This window comes from Leifsonia sp. Root227 (assembly GCF_001428745.1).
Taxonomy (GTDB): domain Bacteria; phylum Actinomycetota; class Actinomycetes; order Actinomycetales; family Microbacteriaceae; genus Leifsonia.
The window spans coordinates 960,708-981,028 of record NZ_LMIO01000001.1; the positions used below are offsets into that span (position 1 = coordinate 960,708).

The window sequence follows — 20,321 nt, forward strand, 5'->3', positions numbered from 1 at the left end:
CGTCACCATACGCGCGGCCGCCGCAAACGGCGAGGGGCGCCTCGCGCTGACGCGAGACGCCCCTCGCCGGGCACGGATGCGGTTACAGCGTGAGCGCCCGCTGGATCAGAATGCTCTGCTCCTGAGCGTGACGCTTGGCCGAGCCGGCCGCCGGCGATGCAGACGCTGCGCGCGAGATGACACCCAGCGGGCGCGGGCCCAGCTTGGAGGTCTCGAGGATCATGTACGGCCAGGCTCCCTGGTTCTCCGGCTCGTCCTGAACCCACACCAGCTCGGCGTTGGGGTAGGAGTCGACGACCGCCTTGAGCTCAGCGGCGGGCAGCGGGTAGTACTGCTCGACGCGGACCAGCGCGATCTCCGGGTTGGGGTTCTTCTGGAGTTCGTTGAGCAGGTCGTAGTACAGCTTGCCCGCCATCAGCAGCACGCGCTTGACGGCGCCCTTGTCGCTGATCCTGGCGTCGTCGATCACCGGCTCGAACTTGCCCTGGGTGAAGTCGCTGACATCACTGGATGCTCCGCGCAGTCGCAGCATCGCCTTCGGGGTGAAGACGACGAGCGGGCGGCGCGGGCGGGCATACGCCTGGCGGCGCAGCAGGTGGAAGTACGACGCGGGGGTCGACGGGCGTGCGACGGTCATGTTGTTCTCTGCGCACAGCTGCAGGTAGCGCTCGATGCGGGCGCTGGAGTGGTCGGGTCCCTGACCCTCGTAGCCGTGCGGGAGCAGCAGCACGAGCGACGAGCGCTGGCCCCACTTCTGCTCGGCCGACGACACGAACTCGTCGATGATCGTCTGGGCGCCGTTGGCGAAGTCGCCGAACTGCGCCTCCCACAGCACCAGTGCGTCAGGGCGCTCGACCGAGTACCCGTACTCGAAGCCCATGGCCGCGTACTCGCTGAGCAGCGAGTCGTAGATCCAGAACTTGGCCTGGTTGTCGCTGAGGTTGGCCAGCGGCAGCCACTCCTGGCCGTTCGTGCGGTCGTGGAAGACGGCGTGACGCTGCACGAAGGTGCCGCGACGGGTGTCCTGCCCTGCCATGCGCACCGGGGTGCCTTCGAGCAGCAGGGAGCCGAGGGCGAGGAGCTCGCCGAAGCCCCAGTCGATTCCGCCGTTGCGGCTCATCTCTCCGCGCTTGGTGAGGAGCTGCTGCAGCTTCGGGTGCACGGAGAATCCGGCGGGCGGGTTGTTGAACGCGTCGCCGATGAGCTGGATGACCTGGTCGGTGACCGCCGTGGTCTCCGGCTCTCCGACGTTGTCCTCCTGCTGCGCCGCCGGCAGCTCGAGGTCGGCGACGGCGCCCTCGCCCGTGACGACGGGCACCGAGTTGGTCTGCGCAGCGTGCGTCTCCATGAAGGCGCGCTCCAGGCGATCCTGGAAGTCGCGGTGCGCCTGCTCGTACTCCTCTTCCGTGATGTCGCCGCGGCCGACGAGGGCCTCGGTGTACAGACGGCGGACGGAGCGCTTCGCCTCGATGAGGTTGTACATCAGCGGCTGGGTCATCGAGGGGTCGTCTCCCTCGTTGTGACCGCGGCGGCGGTAGCAGATGAGGTCGATGACCACGTCGCGCTTGAACTCCTGGCGGTATTCGAACGCCAGCTGGGCGACGCGCACGACGGCCTCGGGGTCGTCGCCGTTCACGTGGAAGATCGGCGCCTGGATGGTCTTGGCGACGTCCGTCGAGTACACCGACGAGCGGGACTCTGTCGGCGGCGTGGTGAAGCCGACCTGGTTGTTGATGTTCACATGGATGGTGCCGCCCGTGCGGTATGCGCGCAGCTGCGACATCTGCAGCGTCTCGACCACGATGCCCTGGCCCGCCATCGCGGCGTCGCCGTGGATGAGGACGGGCAGCGTGAGGAACGTCATCGGGGGGCGGCGGTCCTGCTTGGCGCGGACGATGCCCTCCATGACGCCGTCGACGGCTTCCAGGTGCGAGGGGTTCGCCGCGAGGTAGACCGGGATCTCCTCGCCGTTGGCGCCGCGGAACGTGCCCTCTGTTCCGAGGTGGTACTTGACGTCGCCGGAGCCCTGGACGGTCCGGGGATCCTGCGTGCCCTCGAACTCGCGGAAGATCTGGCCGTAGGTCTTGCCTGCGATGTTGGTGAGGACGTTGAGGCGGCCGCGGTGCGCCATGCCGATGGCGACCTCGTCGAGGTTCTCCTTCGCGGCTCCCTCGAGGATCGCATCCAGCAGGGCGATCGTGGACTCGCCTCCTTCGAGGCTGAACCGCTTCTGGCCGACGTACTTGGTCTGCAGGAAGGTCTCGAACGCCTCTGCCTCGTTCAGCTTGCCGAGGATGCGGAGCTGCTCGTCGTGGGACGGCTTCTCGTAGCCGCGCTCGACCTTGTTCTGGATCCACTTGCGCTGGGCAGGGTCCTGGATGTGCATGTACTCGATGCCGACCGTGCGGCAGTACGAGTCACGCAGGACGCCGAGGATGTCGCGGAGCAGCATCTTGCGCTTGTCGCCGCCGAACTGGCCGGTGACGAACTCGCGGTCGAGGTCCCAGAAGGTGAGGCCGTGGCTGGCGATGTCGAGGTCGGGGTGCGTGCGCTGCACGTACTCGAGAGGGTCGATGTCCGCCATCAGGTGGCCGCGGACGCGGAACGCGTTGATGAGCTCCTGCACGCGGGCCGTCTTGTCGACGGCGCTCGCGAGGTCGACGCTGATGTCCGGCGCCCAGCGGATGGGCTCGTACGGAATGCGCAGCGCGGCGAAGATGTCCTCGTAGAAGCTGCGCTTGCCGATCAGCATCTCGTGCACGATCTTCAGGAACTCGCCGGAGCCTGCGCCCTGGATGACGCGGTGGTCGTACGTGCTGGTGAGCGTGATCGTCTTGCCGATCGCGAGGCCGGCGAGCGTCTTCTCGCTCGAGCCCTGGAACTCGGCCGGGTATTCGAGCGCACCGGCGCCGATGATCGCTCCCTGGCCCTTCATCAGGCGGGGCACGGAGTGCACGGTGCCGATGCCGCCCGGGTTGGTGAGCGAGATGGTGGTGCCGGCGAAGTCGCCTGCGCCCAGCTTGTTGTTGCGGGCCCGCGTGACGAGGTCTTCGTACGCGGCGAGGTACTCGCCGAAGCCCATCGTGTCTGCGCGCTTGATGCTCGGCACGAGGAGGGCACGGGTGCCGTCCGGCTTCGGCAGGTCGATGGCGATGCCGAGGTTGACGTGCGCTGGGGCGACGACGGACGGCTTGCCGTCCACCTCGTCGTAGAACACGTTCTGGCTCGGGAACTCCTTGAGCGCCTGGATGAGCGCCCAGCCGATGAGGTGCGTGAAGGAGACCTTGCCGCCGCGGGCGCGCTTGAGGTGGTTGTTGATGACGATGCGGTTGTCGATCATCAGCTTGGCCGGGATGGTGCGGACGCTCGTGGCTGTGGGGACCGTGAGCGACGCATCCATGTTGGTGGCGAGCGTCTTCGACATGCCGCGGAGCGGGGTGACCTTGTCCTGCGGCTCAGGGGTGCCGTCTTCCGCGAGCACCGTCTGCGGGGCGGTGACGGGGGCGTCTGCGGGGACGGGCTGCGGCTTCGGGGCGATCGAGGTGGTGCGCGCGACGGGCTGCGCGCCGATGACAGGGATGGGGGCGGTGACGGGGTGAGCGTCTCCTGCGGGCGTCGACGGCTCCGCCGGGGAGGGAGCGTTCGGCTCCGTGGGGCTCGGGGCCGTCGGCTCCGTCGGGGTGGGAACGGTGGGTTCGGCCGGGGTGGGGGCCGGGGTCTCGCTGGGGGCTGGGGTGGAGGCCTGCTCGGTGGAGGCCTGCTCGGTGGAGGCCTGCTCGGTGGAGGTCGATGCCTGGCCGTCGTCCTTCACGGTCGGCTGGTAACTCTCCAGGATCGGCCACCACGACTTGTCGACCGAATTCTTGTCGACGATGAACTGCTCGTACAGCTCGTCGACGAGCCACTCATTGGCTCCGAATTCGCCCGACGATCCGTCGTCGGTTCCCACACCTGTCAGTTGGCTCGACACAGCCGCTCGCCCACTCTCTCCATTGATTTTTGTTGCACAGGCAGCACGGTCACCGCCCGTTTCCATCCAGTCGTCAAGCCTAATCCCTTCCAGCGGCGGGTGCGGGCGTTCACCGGGGAGGGATACCGTTATTCCCATGCAGTTCTATGGAACGACCCCGCGCCACGATCTCACATACTCCGACGTGTTCCTGGTGCCGTCGAGATCCGATGTCACGAGCCGCCTCGACGTGTCGCTCGCGCCGGACGACGGCACGGGAGCGACCATCCCGATCGTGTCGGCCAACATGAACTCGGTGACGGGAAAACGCCTCGCAGCGACCCTCGCCCGCCGCGGAGGTCTCGGCGTCCTGCCGCAGGACATGCACCTGCAAGACCTGGACGACGCGATCCGCTGGGTCAAGGAGCAGCCGGTCGCCTTCGACACCCCGTACACCGCATCGCCGGAGGAGACGGTCGCGGACGCTCTGCGGCGGCTGCCGGCCGTCGAGGGGCACGGCATCGTGATCCACGGAGCTGACGGCGCATACCTCGGCTGCCTCGCGGCGACGCAGCTCGGCTCCGCCCTTCCGGATGCGCGCCTCGGCGACCTGCTGCACGGCGCGCTCACGTCGCTCGACGCGGAAGATCTGCCAGACGCCAGGGCAGCCTTCGACGTGATGAGCGCCGCCGGCCTCGAGTTCGCCCCCGTGCTCGACCACGGCCGCGTCGTCGGCACCCTCAGCAGGAAGAGCGCGATGCGCTCCACCATCTACCGGCCGGCGCTCGACGCGCACGGCAGGCTGCGCGTGGCAGCGGCGGTCGGCATCAACGGAGATGTCGCGAGCAAGGCCAAGGCGCTCGCCGCCGCAGGGGTCGACGTTCTGGTCATCGACACGGCGCACGGCGACCAGGACGGGATGCGGCGCGCCATCCACACGGTCAAGGGGCTCGGCCTCGGACTGCCGATCGTGGCGGGCAACGTCGTCACGGAGCAGGCCGTCCGCGACCTCGTCGCCGCAGGCGCGGACATCCTCAAGGTCGGCGTCGGGCCCGGCGCGATGTGCACCACTCGCATGATGACCGCCGTCGGTCGCCCGCAGTTCTCCGCTGTGCTCGAGACGTCGCAGGCCGCGCGGGAGCTCGGCGCCCACGTCTGGGCGGACGGCGGGGTCCGCTACCCGCGCGACGTCGCCCTCGCGCTCGCCGCCGGTGGCGCATCCGTGATGATCGGCTCCTGGTTCGCCGGGACGATCGAAGCGCCAGGACTGCTCGACAGGGACGCGAACGGAGCGCTGTTCAAGGAGAGCTGGGGCATGGCGAGCACCAAGGCGGTCACGGGGCGTTTCGAGCGCCTGGACGCATACGAACTCGCCAGGAAGACGCTCTTCGCCGAGGGGATCTCCAGCTCGCGCATCTACCTCGACCCTCAGCGGGCGTCCGTTGAAGACCTGCTCGACATGATCACCACCGGCGTGCGCAGCTCGTTCACCTACGCTGGTGCGCGCTCTGTGGCGGAGTTCCACGAGAGGGCGCTGGTGGGCATCCAGTCGGCGGCGGGGTACGAGGAGGGCAAGGCGCTGCCGGTCTCCTGGTAGGTACGCTCAGGCGCGAGGCTCAGCCGTTGTTCTGCGTCTGCCCGCCTGTTCCGCCGTTCTGACCTGTTCCGCCGTTCTGGCCGAAGCCGCCGTTGCCGCCGAACTGACGCGGCTGGAAGTTCTGCCCCGTGCCGATGCCGGCACGTCCGTGGTCGACGGCGTTCGCCGTGAAGAAGCCGGCAAAGAACACCACGACGAGCACGGCGACCGCGCCGACGATCACCGCGGTGTTCTGAGCCCAGCGCGGCCAGCGGTGCAGCACGTATCCGGCTGGCGCCGGTGTCGCGGCGGCCGATGGATGAGGTGCCCGCTGCGCCTGCGGGTACGGCGGCTGCGGAGGCACGGGAGGCTGCTGCGGCGGCACCGGCCCCTGGTACGGCGGCTGCTGGGGCGGAACGGGAGGGCCGGGCTGCCATGGCTGTCCGTTCGGTGCTCCGTATTCCGGGCTGGTGGAGGTCATCGTGCTGTCCTTCTCTTCGTGCTGGGTGAGCGATGCGAGTGTGACCGGCGGCGCTCAGCGACCGCTATGAACGGATTACGGACTTGCTGGGAGTGCCGAGGAACCGCGGATGCACACATCCTTTTCCCGGAAACTCCGCCGGTATACTGAGCGGGAAATGGACGACCCTCCTTCTGCTAGCCCATTCGCCCTGGCGAGTTCTACGACCTCGCCGCCCACCCGCGGTCTGAGACCGGAGCGGGGTGACCGCCGTGCTCTATGAGTGGATCATGCTCGGCGTCGGCCTGCTGCTGACCATCGGGACCGGCCTCTTCGTCGCAAGCGAGTTCGCGCTGGTCAACCTCGACCGCGGAGACCTCGAGGCGCGCCGCGAGCGGGGTGAGTCCCGGCTGACGATGACCATCGCCGCGCTCAAGATCACGTCAACGCACCTCTCGAGCGCCCAGCTCGGAATCACCCTCACCACGCTGCTCACCGGTTACACGATGGAGCCGGCGATCAGCACGCTGCTGAACGGGCCGCTGACCTCGATCGGGATTCCGGAGGCGGTGGTCGCCCCGATCGCGACGACCGTCGCCATCGTGGTCGCCACGCTGCTGTCGATGATCCTCGGCGAGCTGGTGCCGAAGAACTTCGCCCTTGCGCTCCCGCTGGCCACCGCCAAGCTCGTCATCCCGTTCCAGACGGTGTTCACCGCGATCTTCCGGCCGTTCATCGTCGTGCTCAACGGCACGGCGAACGGCGTGCTCAGGATGCTCGGGGTCGAGCCAAAGGAGGAGCTGTCCGGCGCGCGCACGGCCGAGGAGCTGTCGTCGCTCGTGCGGCGCTCGGCCAGCGCCGGGCTGCTCGAAGCTGACACGGCGACGTTGCTCAGCCGCACCCTCGCGTTCTCCAACCACACGGCGTCGGACGTGATGACGCCGAGGCCGCGCATCGCGACCGTGCAGCGCAGCGAGCCTGCGCAAGCCGTGCTCGACCTGGCCAGATCCACGGGGTACTCGCGCTTCCCCGTGGTCGACGACGACATCGACGACGTGGTGGGCTTCGTCCACGTGAAGCAGGCCGTCGCCGTTCCCCGGCCGCGCAGAGCGAAGGTCCCTGTCTCCGCCCTGCAGACGGACGCGCTGCGGGTGCCGGAGACGATGAATCTCGACACGCTGCTCGGCGAGCTCCGCGGACGCGGCTACCAGATGGCCGTCGTCGTGGACGAGTACGGAGGCACCTCCGGTATCGCCACGCTCGAAGACCTGGTGGAGGAGATCGTCGGCGAGGTGGCTGACGAGCACGACCGCACCCGCGCCGGAGTCGTCCGCGGCAGGGACTCGCTGACCTTCCCCGGCATCCTGCGGCCGGACGAACTGCTCGAACGCGCAGGCGTGACGGTCCCGGAGGACGGCCCGTACGAGACCGTCGCCGGTTTCGTGATGAACGAGCTCGGCCGCCTGCCGAAGGTCGGCGACGAGGTGCTGATCGACGGAGGGACCCTGCGGGTCGAGCGACTGGAGGGGCGACGGGTGGACCGCATTCGGTACACGCCGGATCCTGTACTGCCGGGCGAGGAGGTGAACGGCCATGAGTGATTGGGCCGGAATCGCCTGGCTGGTGGTGCTGCTGATGGTCAACGCGTTCTTCGTCGGCGCCGAGTTCGCCGTCATCTCCGCGCGCAGGTCGCAGATCGAGCCGCTCGCAGAGCGCGGGAAGCGGAGCGCCAAGACGGCGCTCTACGCGATGGAACACGCGACGCTGATGCTCGCGACCACTCAGCTCGGCATCACCGTCTGCTCTCTGCTGATCCTGAACGTCTCCGAACCGGCGATCCACCACCTCCTCGAAGTGCCGCTGCACGCGACGGGATGGTCGGACGACGTCATCGGGACGGTCGCGTTCATCGTGACCCTGGTGCTCGTGTCGTTCCTGCACGTGGTGTTCGGCGAGATGGTGCCGAAGAACATCTCGTTCTCGATGCCGGACAAGGCCGCCCTGCTCCTCGCACCCCCGCTCGTGGCCATCGGCCGCGTTGTGAAGCCGATCATCGTCGCCCTCAACGCCACGGCGAACAGCGTGCTGCGCCTGTTCGGGGTGGAGCCGAAGGACGAGGCCGCGAGCACGTTCACGCTCGAAGAGGTGGCGAACATCGTCAACCAGTCGACGAGGGAGGGTGTGCTCACCGACCGGACGGGCGCACTGACCGCCGCGTTCGAGTTCACGGAGAAGAAGGTGCGCGATGTCGCACTCGGCCTCGACAAGCTCGTGGCGCTTCCCGCTCAGCCCACGCCCGCCGACGTGGAGAAGGCCGTGTCGAAGAACGGCTTCTCCCGCTACGTGGTTTTGGACGAGTCCGGCGAGCCGACAGGCTACCTGCACCTCAAGGACGTGCTCGACCTGGAGGAGACCGGCTTCGAACTGCCGGTGCCCGCCAAGCGCATCCGGAGACTGGTGACGGTGTTCGCGGAGAGCGACCTGGAGGACGCCCTGGCGACCATGCGTCGCTCGGGGAGCCACCTGGCGCGCGTGGTGGATGCGGAAGGCCGAACGGTCGGGGTGCTCTTCCTGGAGGACATCATCGAAGAGCTCGTCGGTGAGGTTCAGGACGCGACGAGGCGTTCGTGAGCCGCGATGTGACCGCGGGACCGCAGCCGCCGTCCGACGATGTCCTGGCGGCGTTCGGTGCGTCGGGAACACCGGTGCTGCTGCCGGGCGGCCGCGGCCTGACCTGGCGCGCGGGCGACGTCGTCCTGCGCCCTGCGGAGCCGTCGGAGGAGACGGAGTGGAAGTCGAGCGTGCTGGCGGCGCTCGCCGAGTCTGACGAGTTCACTGTCCCACGACCGCTCCGCGACGATAGAGGCCGGTGGATGCGCGGCGGCTGGGAAGCCCTCGCCTGGGTCCCAGGAGCGGCGGACCCGACGCGCGTCGAGGACGTGGTGCGCGCCGGCCTGGCCTTCCAGCGTGCCGTCGCCGCGCATCCGGAGCCGCCGTTCATCGCGGAGACGGATCACGCGTGGGCGAGAGCCGACCGCGTGGCCTGGGGTGAGGAGCCGGCGCCGGACGATCCGCTGATCGCCGCCCTGACTGCGGAGTTCCGGCCGGTGGATGCGCCGAGTCAGGTCATCCACGCCGACCTGCTCGGGAACGTCCTGTTCGTCGAGGGCGGGCCGCCTGCGGTGATCGACTGGGCGCCGTACTGGCGGCCGGCCGGCTTGGCCGCCGCGATCGCCGTCGCAGACGCGGTCTGCTGGCACGGCTACCCCGTCGAGCGGCTGGGCGAGGACTATGACATCCCGTCGTGGCGGCAGCTGCTGCTGCGCGCGCTGGTGTTCCGGATGGCCACGCTGCACCTGCTCGGGCTGTGGGACGACGAGCACACGCGGCGGCACACTCCCGTGGTGCACGCCGTGATCGCGCTCGCCCGCTAGCGGTCGCCGCTGCTAGTCTCGACGGAGACCGGACGAGCGAAAGAGGAGGTGGTACCCGTGAACGAATCGACGTGGGTGCTCCTTCCTGGGGTCACGGTCGGGCGATAGGTCGCTCGGGAGCGCCCATCAGGAGCACTCTCGAAAGGCACGACCATGCACCTTCATTTCACCTCTGAACAGCGCCTCGACGGCGACGGCAGCGCCACCGATACCGCTGCCGATGCCGGCGTCAGCGAGCGCGCATTCACCCTGGGCGATATCCCCGGCGTCCTCTGGACGCCCGCCTCCGCCACCGCCTCGGCTCCAGCGCCGCTGATTCTGCTCGGCCACCCCGGCGGCCTCGGCATGATGCACACCCGGCTGGCCGGGCGGGCGAGGAGCGCCGCAGCCAGCGGTTTCGCTTCGGCCACCATCGAACTGCCAGGCAGCGGCGACCGGCCGCGATCGGCGGATGCCGAGCAGGCCCGGGCCGACCTGCACAGGGCGCTCGCCGCTGGAGAGCCGGTGGACGAGATCGTCGACAGGCTGGTCCTCCCGCTGGTCGAGCGGGCCGTACCGGAGTGGCAGGCGACACTGGATGCGCTGCTCGCGCTCCCTGAGATCGGCGGTCCCGTCGGCTTCTCCGGGGGAGTGACCGCCATCGCCATCAAACTGGCGGCCGTCGACCAGCGGATCGCGGCGGCCGGTCTCTTCGCCGGCAGCTACGTCCCGCGCGCGATGTTCGACGACGCCAGGCAGCTCACGATCCCCGTGCACATGCTGCTGCAGTGGGACGACGAGGGGAACGACCGTCAGCTCGCCCTCGACCTGTTCGACGCCATCGGCTCCACGGAGAAGACGCTGCAAGCCAACATGGGCGGCCACCGAGGCGTGCCGTCCTACGCAGGAGACGACGCAGGCCGGTTCTTCGATCGCCACCTCCGATGAGCCGCCGCCGCGGCGGTGTACGCGCCGCCGCGCTACCGGCGCCGCCGCGCTACCGGCGCCATTGGGCACGCAGGTACTGCGGCGGCCAGAAGTCGACGTCGTAGCCGAGCTCGTGCGCGGCCCGCAGCGGGAAGTGCGGGTCGCGCAGCATCTCGCGCGCCAGCATCACGGCGTCCGCCCTGCCGCCCTCCACGATGTCCGCCGCCTGCTCCGGGGTGGTGATGAGCCCGACGGCGCTCACCTCGACCTCGGCCGACGACCGGACGTGCGCGGCGAACGGCACCTGATATCCGGGCTCCAACGGGATGCGGATGCCGCTCTGGATGCCGCCGCTGGAGATGTCGAAGAAGTCGGCTCCCGCATCCTGCGCCCAGCCGGCGACCGTCGCGGTCTGCTGCTCGTCCCATCCTCCCGGCGTCCAGTCGCTGCCGGAGAACCGGACGAACAGCGGAACATCGTCGCCGACCTCGGCGCGGACCGCCTCCACGATGCGCAGGAGAAGGCGGGCTCTGTTCTCGAGGCTGCCGCCGTATTCGTCCGTGCGCTGGTTGGCGATGGGGGAGAGGAACTGGTGCAGGAGGTAACCGTGCGCCGCGTGCAGTTCGAGCACCTGGAACCCGGCGTCGACGGCGCGGCGGGCCGCTGACCGGAAGTCGTCGACGATCGCGTCGATGCCCGCAGGGTAGAGCTCTGCAGGCACCGCCAGGTCGCCGAACGCCACAGGCGACGGCGCGACCGTCGGCCAGCCGCCCTCCTCAGGAGGAACGCTGCCGGTGCGATCCTCGTAACCCCAGGCCGGCCAGCTCGACGCTTTGCGTCCAGCGTGGCCGAGCTGCATCCCCGGCACAGCACCGTGCTCGGCGATGAACGCGGCGATCGGCTTCCACGCGTCGCGCTGCTCGTCGTTCCAGATGCCGGTGTCGCGCGGGGAGATGCGCGCCTCAGGGTTCACCGCGGTCGCCTCGGTGAACACGATGCCGCTGCCGCCTGTGGCGAAGGAGCCCAGGTGGACGAGGTGCCAGGGCTGCGGGACGCCGGACTCGTCGATGACGGAGTACTGGCACATCGGAGAGGTCCAGATGCGGTTGCGGACCGTGACGCCGCGCAGGGTCAGGGGGTCGAAGAGTGTTGCCATGCTGGTTCTAAGCCGCCAATGCTTCGAGATATGCCCGCAGATCGGACGCCGTGGTGAAGACATGCCCAGCGATGCCGAGGTCTTCCGCCCCTCGCACGTTGATCTCCTTGTTGTCGATGAAGACCATCTCTGCCGGGCCGATGCCGAGCTCGCGCATCACGTGCTCGAAGATGTCGGCGCTCGGCTTGATGGTGCCGAGCTCGCCGCTCACGAACACCTGCTCGAACAGATCGCCCAGGGTGCCGTGCCGGAAGTACGAGCCGAAGTCGCGCCCGGCGTTGGAGAGCAGCGCCATGCGGGTGCCTCCGTCGTGCAGGTCGACCAGCACATCCAGGGTGTCGTGGTCGATGCTCAGCCAGCTGCGGAAGTCGGCCAGCCAGAGCCGGTGGATCTTCGCATCCCCCCACTGCTCGCCCAGCTCGCGTTCGATGCCCCTCCAGTACTGCTGGATGCTCATCGTGCCCTGATCGAGCGCGTCGCGATGCCGCCAGTATGCGGGCCAGAACACCTCGGCGTCCCCGCCGGCGAGACCCGCGAGCTGCTCGCGATCCGCTTCGGACGGCGTGGTCGAGATGACCTCGCCGTAGTCGAACACGATGACCCTGCCCGGGATGCTGATACCCATGAAACCGACCTCTTTCCTCGCCTATGAACCTATCGTGGAGTGAGCGAGCGCTCGGTGGCGGACGGAGGAACGGTGGACAACTGGCAGAGCTGGGGAGCTGTGGAGAGTGCGCGCTGGATCGCAGTGCCTGGCGTGGCGAGCGACAAGTACACGCGCGGCGTGCTCGGCGTCGTCACCGGCTCCGACCTCTACCCCGGCGCGGCCGTCCTCGGGGTGGAGGCCGCGGCCCGCACGGGGCTCGGGATGATCAGATACCTCGGCGCGAAGGGCGCGGCGGCGGAGGTCCTGCGCAGACGCCCTGAGGCGGTCACGGCGCCGGGCAGGGTGCAGGCGTGGCTGGTCGGCTCCGGCATGGACGCGTCCCAGCGACCGGCAGACGACGCGCACCGTCTTCACGCGGCTCTTGCGGACGGGGTCCCCACGGTCGTCGACGCTGGAGCTCTCGACCTCGTCGGCCGCGCCACCGGCGCCGTCGTCATCACTCCGCACTACCGCGAGCTGGCCGGGGTGCTCGCAGGAGCGGCGGACGACGACCCGGATGCGGTGACCGCAGACGACATCGCCGCCGACCCTGGAGCCTGGGCGGCGCGGGCGAGCGAGAGCCTCGGCGTGACCGTGCTGCTCAAGGGGCACACCACATACGTCGCAGCGCCGGGCGGGGCGCGCTACGCGGTGACGGCGGGGCCGGCCTGGCTCGCCACCGCAGGCAGCGGGGACGTGCTGGGCGGTGTGCTCGGTGCCCTCGTCGCCACGCACGCCGACGAGATCGCGGAAGCGCCGGCATCCACTGTCGCCGCGCTCGCTGCCACGGCGGCGTACCTGCACGGAAGGGCGGGCGAGCTGGCGTCCCGGGGAGGGCCGATCGTCGCGCTCGACATCGCCGAAGCGCTTCCGGATGCGGTCAGGGAACTGCTCACGAGCCGCACGGAGGCGGAGAAGGGCTGAGCGATCAGCCCTTCTGCAGGTTCAGCAGGAACTCGACGGTTCCGGTCTTCTCCACCGTCACGAATCCGAGGCTCGGAGCCTCCACGCCGAAGTCGGCGAAGGCGATCGGGATGCTCCCCGTCAGCTTTCCGCCGTCGCCGTTCAGCGCCACCTGCAGATCGGCCGTCACCGTCCTGGTGACCCCGTGCAGCGTGAGCGCTCCTGTCGCCTTCAGAGACTGGACAGCCCCGGCTGTCGGGGTCCCATCCGCCTTCACCAGCTCGGTGAGCGTGAAGGTGGCATCGGGGAACGTGCCGGTCTCGAGCGCCGTCGAGCGGAAGTAGCTGTCGCGCGCCGGTTCGTCGGTGGCGATGCTCGCGACGTCCACGGTCACTTTCGCGGCGGTCAGGGTGAGGCCGTCGACCGTCAGGTCTCCTGTCACCTTCTTCGTGCGGCCGGTGACCGTCACATCCACGCCGTTCAGGACCTCCTTGACGCGGTACCCGGCGAACGACGAATCGCCGACCGTCCACCTGCCGCTCAGGTCGGAGGTGTCGATGGTGGTCTCCGCCTCCGGATCGGCGGTGAGCGCGATGGTCGGAACGGCAGCAGGAGGGCCGGAGATCAGGTCGCGGTAGACGTACGGCCCAGCGACGGCCGCTGCCACGCCGAGCACGACGACTCCTGCGGCGACGCCGATCCACACTTTCGACGAGGTCTTCAACGGTGACATGTCATCGAGATTAGGGAGCGGGCATGTCCTCTTCCTGAGAGAGTCCGATGGTGTTGCTGAGCGATCGGCGGTGCACCCCGCCGTTCATCTTCGGGAGGTCGCCGCCCGCTACGATGACCGCATGGGGATCGAGGCAGCACAGGCTCCGGCTCCGGCGTCCCCCAGTTCGGTCCGCCGCGTCGCAGCCAACCCGTTGACCCTCTGGATCGCGTTCCTGGTCGTGCATCTCGTGCTCGGCTGGCTCGCCATGCACGGCGACGGGATGGGCCTCGGCGACGTGTACCTGGTCTACAAGCCGTGGGCGCAACTGGCGGCGCAGGGCACCTCCATCGTCGGCGTGCAGGCGGACTGGGTGTACCCGTTCGCCGCTCTCGTGCCGATCATGCTCCCTCTGCTCGCCGGAGCCGACAACTACGTCGGCGGCTGGCTCACGCTGGTGCTGCTGCTCGACGCCGCAGCGTTCGCCGTGCTGATCGGCGGCAGGGAGCGTCGCCGCATCGCCGCGGCGTGGTGGTGGCTCGCGTTCCTGCTGCTGCTCGGCCCGATCGCGGTCGGCAGGCTCGACGCCGTCTCCGTCTCGCTCGCCATCGTCGGGATGCTCTGGCTGATGCTGCACGAGCGCGCTGCGGTCGTCACGCTCACCATCGCCACCTGGATCAAGGTGTGGCCTGCCGCGCTCATCGTCGCGGCGGTCATCGCCCTGCGCAGCCGGTGGCGCATCCTGGTCACCGGAGTCGTGACCAGCCTGCTGATCGTGATCGTCCCGCTCATCTTCGGTGCGGGGATGCACGTGTTCAGCTTCATCACCGCGCAGACCGGCCGTGGGTTGCAGATCGAGGCGCCGGTCAGCACCATCTGGATGTGGCAGGCCGCGCTCCACGTGCCGGATGCGCTGGTGTACTACGACAGGGACATCCTCACCTTCCAGGTGACCGGCGCAGGGAGCGTCACGGCGGCCTCCCTGATGAACCCGCTGCTCGCCGTCTGCGCCGTCGTCGTCGCACTGATCGGCGTGCGGGCTGTGCGGAGGGGGACGCCGGTGACGCGCATCCTGCCGGAGCTGTCGCTCGCCCTGGTCAGCGCGTTCATCGCGTTCAACAAGGTCGGCTCCCCGCAATACGTGGCCTGGCTGGCGGTGCCTGTGGTGATCGGGCTGGTCTACCAGGGGCGCGGATTCCGCACCCCGGCCATCCTGGTCGGCATCACGGCCGCGCTCACCCAGGTCATCTACCCGTACCTCTACGGCTGGCTTCTTGCGGTGGACACCGGGATGGTCGCGGTGCTGACGGTGCGCAACCTGCTGTACTTCGTGGTGCTCGGCTGGGCGATCGCGGCGCTCTGGCGCGGGAAGCGCGGCGCCGAAGCGGACGGGGACGTGCTGCCGGAGCACGCGTGGCCGTTCCGTGCTCCGAAGCAGGAGCCCTCCGGCAGCCCGGTGGCTAGGCTGTAGGTGCGGTCGGAGGTCAACGCAGCCGCGCGAGGAGGAAACATGCTGGTCGCGTTCTCTGTCGCACCGAGTGGGGGAGAAGGGGCTGACGCCTCCGTGCACGACGCCGTCGCCGCGGCGGTGCGGATCGTGCGGGAGTCCGGACTGCCGAACCACACGGATGCGATGTTCACCACCATCGAGGGCGAGTGGGATGAAGTCTTCGACGTCGTCAAGCGCGCGACGGAGGCGGTCGGCGCGTTCGGCACCAGGGTCTCCCTCGTGCTGAAAGCGGACATCCGGCCAGGGCACACGGGAGAGCTGACCGGCAAGGTCGAACGGCTCGAAGCCGCTCTGGACCTCGGGGTCTGACACCGTGGCGGCGTCGGACTGGGTCCTGCCGATCTTTGTGGCGTTCGTACTGTACTGGCCGGTGTTCGCGGTCGTCGCCATCCTGATTCTCGGCCCGCTGCTCGGGTTCGTGATCGTGGGCGTGATCGGGGCGATCCGCGCCGGTGTGTCCGGGAAGGGCGACGGTGACGAGTCGGACGACGACGACCCGGACGACCTCTTCAGTGAGCTCGTCCAGGCGAGCACCACCGGTCGAAACGATTCGATATAGGCTTACTGGGTGAACCCCACCCCTCTCGGAACCCGCGCGTGAGCGCCGCCGAAACCGCTGCGACCGTCACCGCCCGCCTGACCCCTGCGCGCACCCGTCTCGCCCTGCTCGCGCTCGCCCTCGGCGGGTTCGGCATCGGCTCGACGGAGTTCGTCGCGATGGGCCTGCTGCCCAACATCGCGCACGACCTGCTGCCCGCCGTCTACGCCGCGTCGCCGTCCGAAGCGAACGCGCAAGCAGGCTGGGCGATCTCCGCGTACGCGCTCGGCGTCGTGGTCGGTGCGCCGACGATCGCGGCGTTCGCCGCAAGGCTCCCGCGCAAGCAGCTGCTGCTCTGGCTGCTCGTCGCGTTCACCCTCGGCACGGTCGCCTCCGCGCTCGCGCCGACGTTCCAGCTCGTGCTGCTCGCGCGCTTCGTCAGCGCTCTGCCCCACGGGGCGTACTTCGGGATCGCATCGCTCGTCGCCGCATCCCTGATGGGTCCGGGCAAACGCGGTCAGGGCGTCGCGTTCGTGCTCTCCGGGCTGACCATCGCGAACGTCATCGGCGTGCCGCTCATCACCTGGCTGGGGCAGACGCACGGCTGGCGTGCCGCCTACCTCGTCGTCGCGGCGATCTTCGCGCTCACTTTCGCCGCCGTTGCTGCGCTTGTGCCATGGCAGCCCGGCAACCCCAAAGCCACGATGGCCAACGAGCTGAAGGCGTTCAGCCGCCTGCAGGTGTGGCTTGCCCTCCTGATCGGCGCGATCGGCTTCGGCGGGTTCTTCGCCGTGTACACATACGTCGCCCCGATGGTCACCACGATCACCGGGCTCAGCGAGTCCGCTGTGCCGCTGGTGCTCATCCTGATCGGCCTCGGCATGACGGTCGGCAACCTCGTCGGCGGACGGGTCGCCGACCGCGCCCTCAAGCCGGGGATGCTCGCCTTCTTCGTGATCCTGCTCCTCGGCCTCGGCGCGCTGTACTTCACCGCGTCGAACGTGGTCGGACTGCTGATCTCGCTGTTCGTGATCTCGGCCGCCTGCTGCGCGATGTCGCCGACCATCCAGACCAGGCTGATGGATGTGGCGCACGAGAGCCAGTCGATCGCCGCCGCCCTCAACCACTCGGCTCTCAACATCGCCAACGCGGCGGGCGCCTACCTCGGCGGCCTCACGATCGCGGCGGGGTTCGGCTACCTGTCGCCCGTCGTGGTCGGCGCGATCCTCTGTGTGGCCGGCATCGCACTGGCCCTCGTCTCGTTCTCGATCGACCGCTCCCGCGAACGCCGCGGCGTCGACACCGGCGTCGTGCACGCCCAGCGCCCAGCGCCCCTCCCGATCGACTGAGGCGCGCTCGCGCCCGCGCCCGCGAGAACGCGCGCGACATGACTGCGGTTGCTCCGTTCGGACGGAGGAACCGCGTCCACTGGCCGATATCTCCGTCCGGACGGAGAAACGCTGGCTAGTCGTTCTGGAGCAGGATGCCGTCCTGGATGGCGCGCTTGCGGAGCGCCACCTTGGTGCCGACGTCGTAGCCGGCGACGCGATACTTCTCGCGGATGCGCTTGAGGTAGCTCTTCGCCGTCTCGTCCGAGATGCCGAGCTGGAAGGCGACCGCCTTCACCGGCTCGCCTGCGCCGTACAGCGCCATCACGCGGCGCTCCTGCGCGCTCAGCTTCGGCGCACCGCCGACCTCGCCCGAGTTGAGGGCCAGATCGAGCTCCGCCGAGATGAACGACTCTCCCTTGCGGGCCGCGCGGATCGCCTCGACGATCATCTCGGCGTCCTCGCTCTTCACCAGGTAGCCGAGCGCACCGGCCGCAATGGCCTCGCGGACGACGGCCGGCTCGGAGTACGTCCTCATCAGCACCGTGCGGACACCCGTGGTCTTGAGAGTCGACAGCTTCAGCGACACCGGGATGTTGTCTTTCAGGTCCAGGTCGAGCAGGACGACGTCCACCGGGAACTCGGGATGCGTGAGCAGCTCGGGCCAGCTGGCCACCGCTGCGACCATCCGGATGTCGTCCGCGGCGTTGCGGATCCATTCGGTCAGGGCGCCGAGCAGCATCTTGTGATCGTCGACGATCGCGATTCTGATGGGAGGTGCCTCGGTCACGGGCTGCCTTTCTTCACGGTAGAGGGAGCCGACAGGGCTGGTGTCAGGCAAGATCTGCTGAGCTGTCGCTCACGCTGGTGATCTCGATGCGCAGTGTCGATCCCGCGAAGGTCTCGGCGTAGCGGCCCACTTTACGGATAGCTTGCCACGCTGCGGGGTCCACCCCGTTTCGCGGCACACCGGTGGTCGATATCACGATCGATATTCTGGCACCCGGATTGGGGTCGCCACGCTCTGGCGCGCTGGGACGCGCCAGGTCGAGCGTCAAACTGCGCGGCTGGGATGCGCCCTGGCGGACGGGATCGCTGATCAGGAGCCACACGGCGGTGAGCAGCCCGTCGCGCTGGTCGCGGGTCAGCGCGGCGGCGAGCCCTTCGCTGTCGGTGAGCGTGACGGCGGGACCGAGCAGTGCGGACTCCGTGACGGCGTGGTAGAGCCACGTCTCTTTGCGGCCCTGGATGAGGTGCAGGCGCAGCTCGGTGGCGATGCTCGCCGCCGCAGAAGCCGTCTCCTCGTCCAGCGGGAGGGAGGTGCGACCGCTCGCCACGCCGTCGAGGAGCCGTTCGGCGGCGAGGTCGAGGCGGGCGAGCTCTTCCGACGCGAGCATCCCGACCGCGTAGCCGGGGGAAGACACCGTGCTCTGCACCTGCACCAGGTCGAGCTCCAGCTGGATGAGGGTGCGCAGCGACCGCACGATCTGCACGCCGAGCAGCGGAGGGGCGACGCTCAGCGCGATGGTGACGAACGCCGGTCCGAGCGCCGCGAGGTCGTGCTGGCCGCGGAGCGCGAACGCGGCGGCGAGGACGACGCCGAGGGCGATGGATGCGATCACGATGTCCGACGGCGGGCGCGCGGCCACGCAGAGCAGCAGGGCGGAGCCGACGGCGACGGCCGCTGTGGGCTGCGCCCCTGTGTCGCCCGGCCCCCAGATGCCGACGATGTCGAGCAGCACGACCGCAGCCCAGATCCCGATGGCCGTGTAGAACATCCAGGAGGGGAGTTCGTCTGGCAGCCTGGGGCGCACGACGATGGCGGCGACCAGGGTGATCAGGAGCCCCGTCCACGCGATCAGGGTGAGCGGGAGCGCGGCGTATCTGCCGAGGTTCATCAGCATCACGGCGAACTGGAACGCGATGAGCGCGAACGCGGCGACGTTGAAGCCGATGTCGAGTCTGGCGCGGCCGAGCGCATCCCGTTCGCTGTCGCTTCCGATGCGGCGGGGCACGGTCTGTTCTGTCACGTGGCTCATTTCGGCACCTCGAGGACGACGGTGGTCCCGCTGCCAGGGGAGGAGAACAGGCGCGCGTTGCCTCCGACGTCGCGCAGCCTGGCCACGATCGACTCGGTGAAGCCGAGCCTGCCGTGCTCGATGGTGCTCACGTCGAAGCCCTTGCCGGCGTCGGTGACCATCGCGCGCACGGTCGTCTCGTCGTCGGTGATCGTGACGTGGGCCTCGTTGACGCCGGAGTGCCTGCGCACGTTCTCCAGGCACTCGCCGAGGGCGAGCAGGAACGCGTCGAGGATGTCGCTCGGCAGGAGCACCTGCCCTGAGCCGTGCCAGTTGACCTCCAGGCCCATCCTGCGGAAGCGCTGCTTGACCGATTCGAGCGTGTTGCCGAGGGTCGACTCCTCGACCGGCTTGAGCTTGTAGTCGCCGGAGCGCGTCGGGTCAGGGGTGAAGCCGAGGCGCAGCTGCCGCAACAGCGCGGCGTCCTCGCCCGCCTGCTCGCGGAGGGCGCCGGCGCTGACGCCGACGCCGGAGTGAGCGAGCAGGGTGAGCGTGGCGAGCACCGTGTCGTGCAGCAGCCGCGCTCCCTGACGGCGCCGCGCCTCCGTCTCCGATGCCTGGCGTTCCACCCGGTATGCGCGACTCATCGTCGAGATGCGCGTCAGGGTGCGGGGGACGGTGCGCGAGAGCCACACGCCCGTCGCGGTGAGGGCGACCCAGCCTGCGACCGTGAACAGCAGAGGTTCGGCGAGCTGCGAACCGCTCAGGATGAGGGTGGCGGACTCCGCGGCGAGCGTGATGACGGACGCGCAGATCAGCAACCCGACGCGACCGCGCGACGTCACCGTGGGGATCGCGACGCTGGCCACGGATGCGCCCCCGACCATCCCGACCGCACTCAGCGCCGATGCGCCGAGCGGCGTGGCGGGAAGGAGATTGAGCAGGATGATGGCAGCGCCCGCGACGACGATCACCGCCACCCACACAGTCGTGTGCGTCAGCGACGTGAGCTGGAACTGCGCGTACGCGAGGCAGGCGAGCAGCACGACCGCCGCCAGGTACAGCGGAAGCGGAAGCGTGCCGGGAATGCTCAGGCAGAGCAGGGTCGTCGCGGTCGCCGTGAGGCCGACGTTCCTCGCCGTGACGGTGAGGAGTCGATCACGCTCCTTCTGGATGCGCGACATT

Annotated in this window: 18 protein-coding genes; 10 read left to right on the forward strand and 8 right to left on the reverse strand. The window is 69.2% G+C overall.

What is annotated here, in order from left to right; all coding sequences use genetic code 11:
- Positions 1-82: 82 nt before the first annotated feature.
- Entirely contained in the window at positions 83-3,970 is a 3,888-nt protein-coding gene (locus tag ASE16_RS04380; protein WP_200949545.1) for a multifunctional oxoglutarate decarboxylase/oxoglutarate dehydrogenase thiamine pyrophosphate-binding subunit/dihydrolipoyllysine-residue succinyltransferase subunit, read from the reverse strand.
- 136 nt (positions 3,971-4,106) lie between these two features.
- On the opposite strand from ASE16_RS04380, the gene ASE16_RS04385 reads away from it, so the two are divergent.
- Positions 4,107-5,546 (forward strand): GuaB1 family IMP dehydrogenase-related protein, encoded by a 1,440-nt coding sequence (locus ASE16_RS04385; RefSeq protein WP_055890984.1) that lies wholly within the window; start codon positions 4,107-4,109, stop codon positions 5,544-5,546.
- A gap of 19 nt (positions 5,547-5,565) precedes the next feature.
- Here the strand turns inward: ASE16_RS04385 and ASE16_RS04390 are convergent, their stop codons facing one another.
- Complete coding sequence (locus tag ASE16_RS04390) at positions 5,566-6,006, reverse strand: hypothetical protein (protein WP_055890986.1); 441 nt, start codon at positions 6,004-6,006, stop codon at positions 5,566-5,568.
- Positions 6,007-6,275: 269 nt separating this feature from the next.
- On the opposite strand from ASE16_RS04390, the gene ASE16_RS04395 reads away from it, so the two are divergent.
- The 4 genes from ASE16_RS04395 to ASE16_RS04410 all read left to right on the forward strand — a co-directional run bounded on the left by ASE16_RS04395 (position 6,276) and on the right by ASE16_RS04410 (position 10,346).
- Positions 6,276-7,586, forward strand: coding sequence for a hemolysin family protein (locus ASE16_RS04395; protein WP_055891629.1), 1,311 nt, complete (start codon positions 6,276-6,278; stop codon positions 7,584-7,586).
- On the forward strand, positions 7,579-8,616 hold the full coding sequence (locus ASE16_RS04400; RefSeq protein ID WP_055890989.1) for a hemolysin family protein: 1,038 nt from the start codon (positions 7,579-7,581) through the stop codon (positions 8,614-8,616). Before ASE16_RS04395 ends, ASE16_RS04400 begins: the two co-directional genes overlap by 8 nt.
- Positions 8,613-9,419, forward strand: coding sequence for a hypothetical protein (locus ASE16_RS04405; protein WP_235500351.1), 807 nt, complete (start codon positions 8,613-8,615; stop codon positions 9,417-9,419). Before ASE16_RS04400 ends, ASE16_RS04405 begins: the two co-directional genes overlap by 4 nt.
- Positions 9,420-9,572: 153 nt before the next feature.
- Positions 9,573-10,346 carry a hypothetical protein gene (locus ASE16_RS04410; RefSeq protein WP_055890992.1) on the forward strand — a complete coding sequence of 258 codons (774 nt, stop codon included), beginning with the start codon at positions 9,573-9,575 and terminating at the stop codon, positions 10,344-10,346.
- 49 nt (positions 10,347-10,395) lie between these two features.
- Here ASE16_RS04410 and ASE16_RS04415 read toward each other — a convergent pair whose 3' ends face one another.
- Positions 10,396-11,481: an NADH:flavin oxidoreductase/NADH oxidase gene (locus ASE16_RS04415; protein WP_055890995.1), complete on the reverse strand. Its 1,086-nt coding sequence runs from the start codon at positions 11,479-11,481 to the stop codon at positions 10,396-10,398.
- Positions 11,482-11,488: 7 nt separating this feature from the next.
- Positions 11,489-12,106 (reverse strand): HAD family hydrolase, encoded by a 618-nt coding sequence (locus tag ASE16_RS04420; RefSeq protein ID WP_055890998.1) that lies wholly within the window; start codon positions 12,104-12,106, stop codon positions 11,489-11,491.
- 72 nt (positions 12,107-12,178) lie between these two features.
- Between ASE16_RS04420 and ASE16_RS04425 the strand changes: the two genes are divergently transcribed.
- Positions 12,179-13,051: an NAD(P)H-hydrate dehydratase gene (locus ASE16_RS04425; protein ID WP_055891636.1), complete on the forward strand. Its 873-nt coding sequence runs from the start codon at positions 12,179-12,181 to the stop codon at positions 13,049-13,051.
- Positions 13,052-13,055: 4 nt separating this feature from the next.
- Here ASE16_RS04425 and ASE16_RS04430 read toward each other — a convergent pair whose 3' ends face one another.
- Positions 13,056-13,754 carry a YceI family protein gene (locus ASE16_RS04430; RefSeq protein WP_055891639.1) on the reverse strand — a complete coding sequence of 233 codons (699 nt, stop codon included), beginning with the start codon at positions 13,752-13,754 and terminating at the stop codon, positions 13,056-13,058.
- A gap of 130 nt (positions 13,755-13,884) precedes the next feature.
- On the opposite strand from ASE16_RS04430, the gene ASE16_RS04435 reads away from it, so the two are divergent.
- The 4 genes from ASE16_RS04435 to ASE16_RS04450 are packed head-to-tail and all read left to right on the forward strand — an operon-like array spanning position 13,885 to position 17,139.
- Positions 13,885-15,213 carry a glycosyltransferase 87 family protein gene (locus ASE16_RS04435; RefSeq protein WP_055891001.1) on the forward strand — a complete coding sequence of 443 codons (1,329 nt, stop codon included), beginning with the start codon at positions 13,885-13,887 and terminating at the stop codon, positions 15,211-15,213.
- Between the two features lie 39 nt (positions 15,214-15,252).
- On the forward strand, positions 15,253-15,561 hold the full coding sequence (locus ASE16_RS04440) for an MTH1187 family thiamine-binding protein (protein WP_055891641.1): 309 nt from the start codon (positions 15,253-15,255) through the stop codon (positions 15,559-15,561).
- Positions 15,562-15,565: 4 nt separating this feature from the next.
- Entirely contained in the window at positions 15,566-15,811 is a 246-nt protein-coding gene (locus ASE16_RS04445; protein ID WP_055891004.1) for a hypothetical protein, read from the forward strand.
- Between the two features lie 38 nt (positions 15,812-15,849).
- Complete coding sequence (locus tag ASE16_RS04450) at positions 15,850-17,139, forward strand: MFS transporter (RefSeq protein ID WP_055891006.1); 1,290 nt, start codon at positions 15,850-15,852, stop codon at positions 17,137-17,139.
- Positions 17,140-17,254: 115 nt separating this feature from the next.
- Here the strand turns inward: ASE16_RS04450 and ASE16_RS04455 are convergent, their stop codons facing one another.
- Genes ASE16_RS04455 through ASE16_RS04465 form a run of 3 tightly spaced genes read right to left on the reverse strand, consistent with a single transcriptional unit; the run spans position 17,255 to position 20,320 of the window.
- A complete protein-coding gene (locus ASE16_RS04455) occupies positions 17,255-17,908 on the reverse strand; it encodes a response regulator (protein WP_055891010.1) in 654 nt (217 codons plus the stop codon).
- A 43-nt stretch (positions 17,909-17,951) separates the two neighbouring features.
- Entirely contained in the window at positions 17,952-19,157 is a 1,206-nt protein-coding gene (locus ASE16_RS04460) for a hypothetical protein (protein WP_055891013.1), read from the reverse strand.
- Positions 19,154-20,320, reverse strand: coding sequence for a sensor histidine kinase (locus tag ASE16_RS04465; protein ID WP_055891016.1), 1,167 nt, complete (start codon positions 20,318-20,320; stop codon positions 19,154-19,156). The genes ASE16_RS04460 and ASE16_RS04465 overlap by 4 nt, the downstream gene beginning before the upstream one ends.
- Position 20,321 lies beyond the last annotated feature (1 nt).

What these genes read in the sequence shown, in the direction of transcription:
- ASE16_RS04385 (WP_055890984.1), top strand. Translation starts at nt 4,107, where the DNA reads ATGCAGTTCTATGGAACGACCCCGCGCCACGATCTCACATACTCCGAC.
- ASE16_RS04390 (WP_055890986.1), bottom strand. Translation starts at nt 6,006, where the DNA reads ATGACCTCCACCAGCCCGGAATACGGAGCACCGAACGGACAGCCATGG.
- ASE16_RS04395 (WP_055891629.1), top strand. Translation starts at nt 6,276, where the DNA reads ATGCTCGGCGTCGGCCTGCTGCTGACCATCGGGACCGGCCTCTTCGTC.
- ASE16_RS04400 (WP_055890989.1), top strand. Translation starts at nt 7,579, where the DNA reads ATGAGTGATTGGGCCGGAATCGCCTGGCTGGTGGTGCTGCTGATGGTC.
- ASE16_RS04410 (WP_055890992.1), top strand. Translation starts at nt 9,573, where the DNA reads ATGCACCTTCATTTCACCTCTGAACAGCGCCTCGACGGCGACGGCAGC.
- ASE16_RS04415 (WP_055890995.1), bottom strand. Translation starts at nt 11,481, where the DNA reads ATGGCAACACTCTTCGACCCCCTGACCCTGCGCGGCGTCACGGTCCGC.
- ASE16_RS04420 (WP_055890998.1), bottom strand. Translation starts at nt 12,106, where the DNA reads ATGGGTATCAGCATCCCGGGCAGGGTCATCGTGTTCGACTACGGCGAG.
- ASE16_RS04435 (WP_055891001.1), top strand. Translation starts at nt 13,885, where the DNA reads ATGGGGATCGAGGCAGCACAGGCTCCGGCTCCGGCGTCCCCCAGTTCG.
- ASE16_RS04440 (WP_055891641.1), top strand. Translation starts at nt 15,253, where the DNA reads ATGCTGGTCGCGTTCTCTGTCGCACCGAGTGGGGGAGAAGGGGCTGAC.
- ASE16_RS04460 (WP_055891013.1), bottom strand. Translation starts at nt 19,157, where the DNA reads ATGAGCCACGTGACAGAACAGACCGTGCCCCGCCGCATCGGAAGCGAC.
- ASE16_RS04465 (WP_055891016.1), bottom strand. Translation starts at nt 20,320, where the DNA reads ATGTCGCGCATCCAGAAGGAGCGTGATCGACTCCTCACCGTCACGGCG.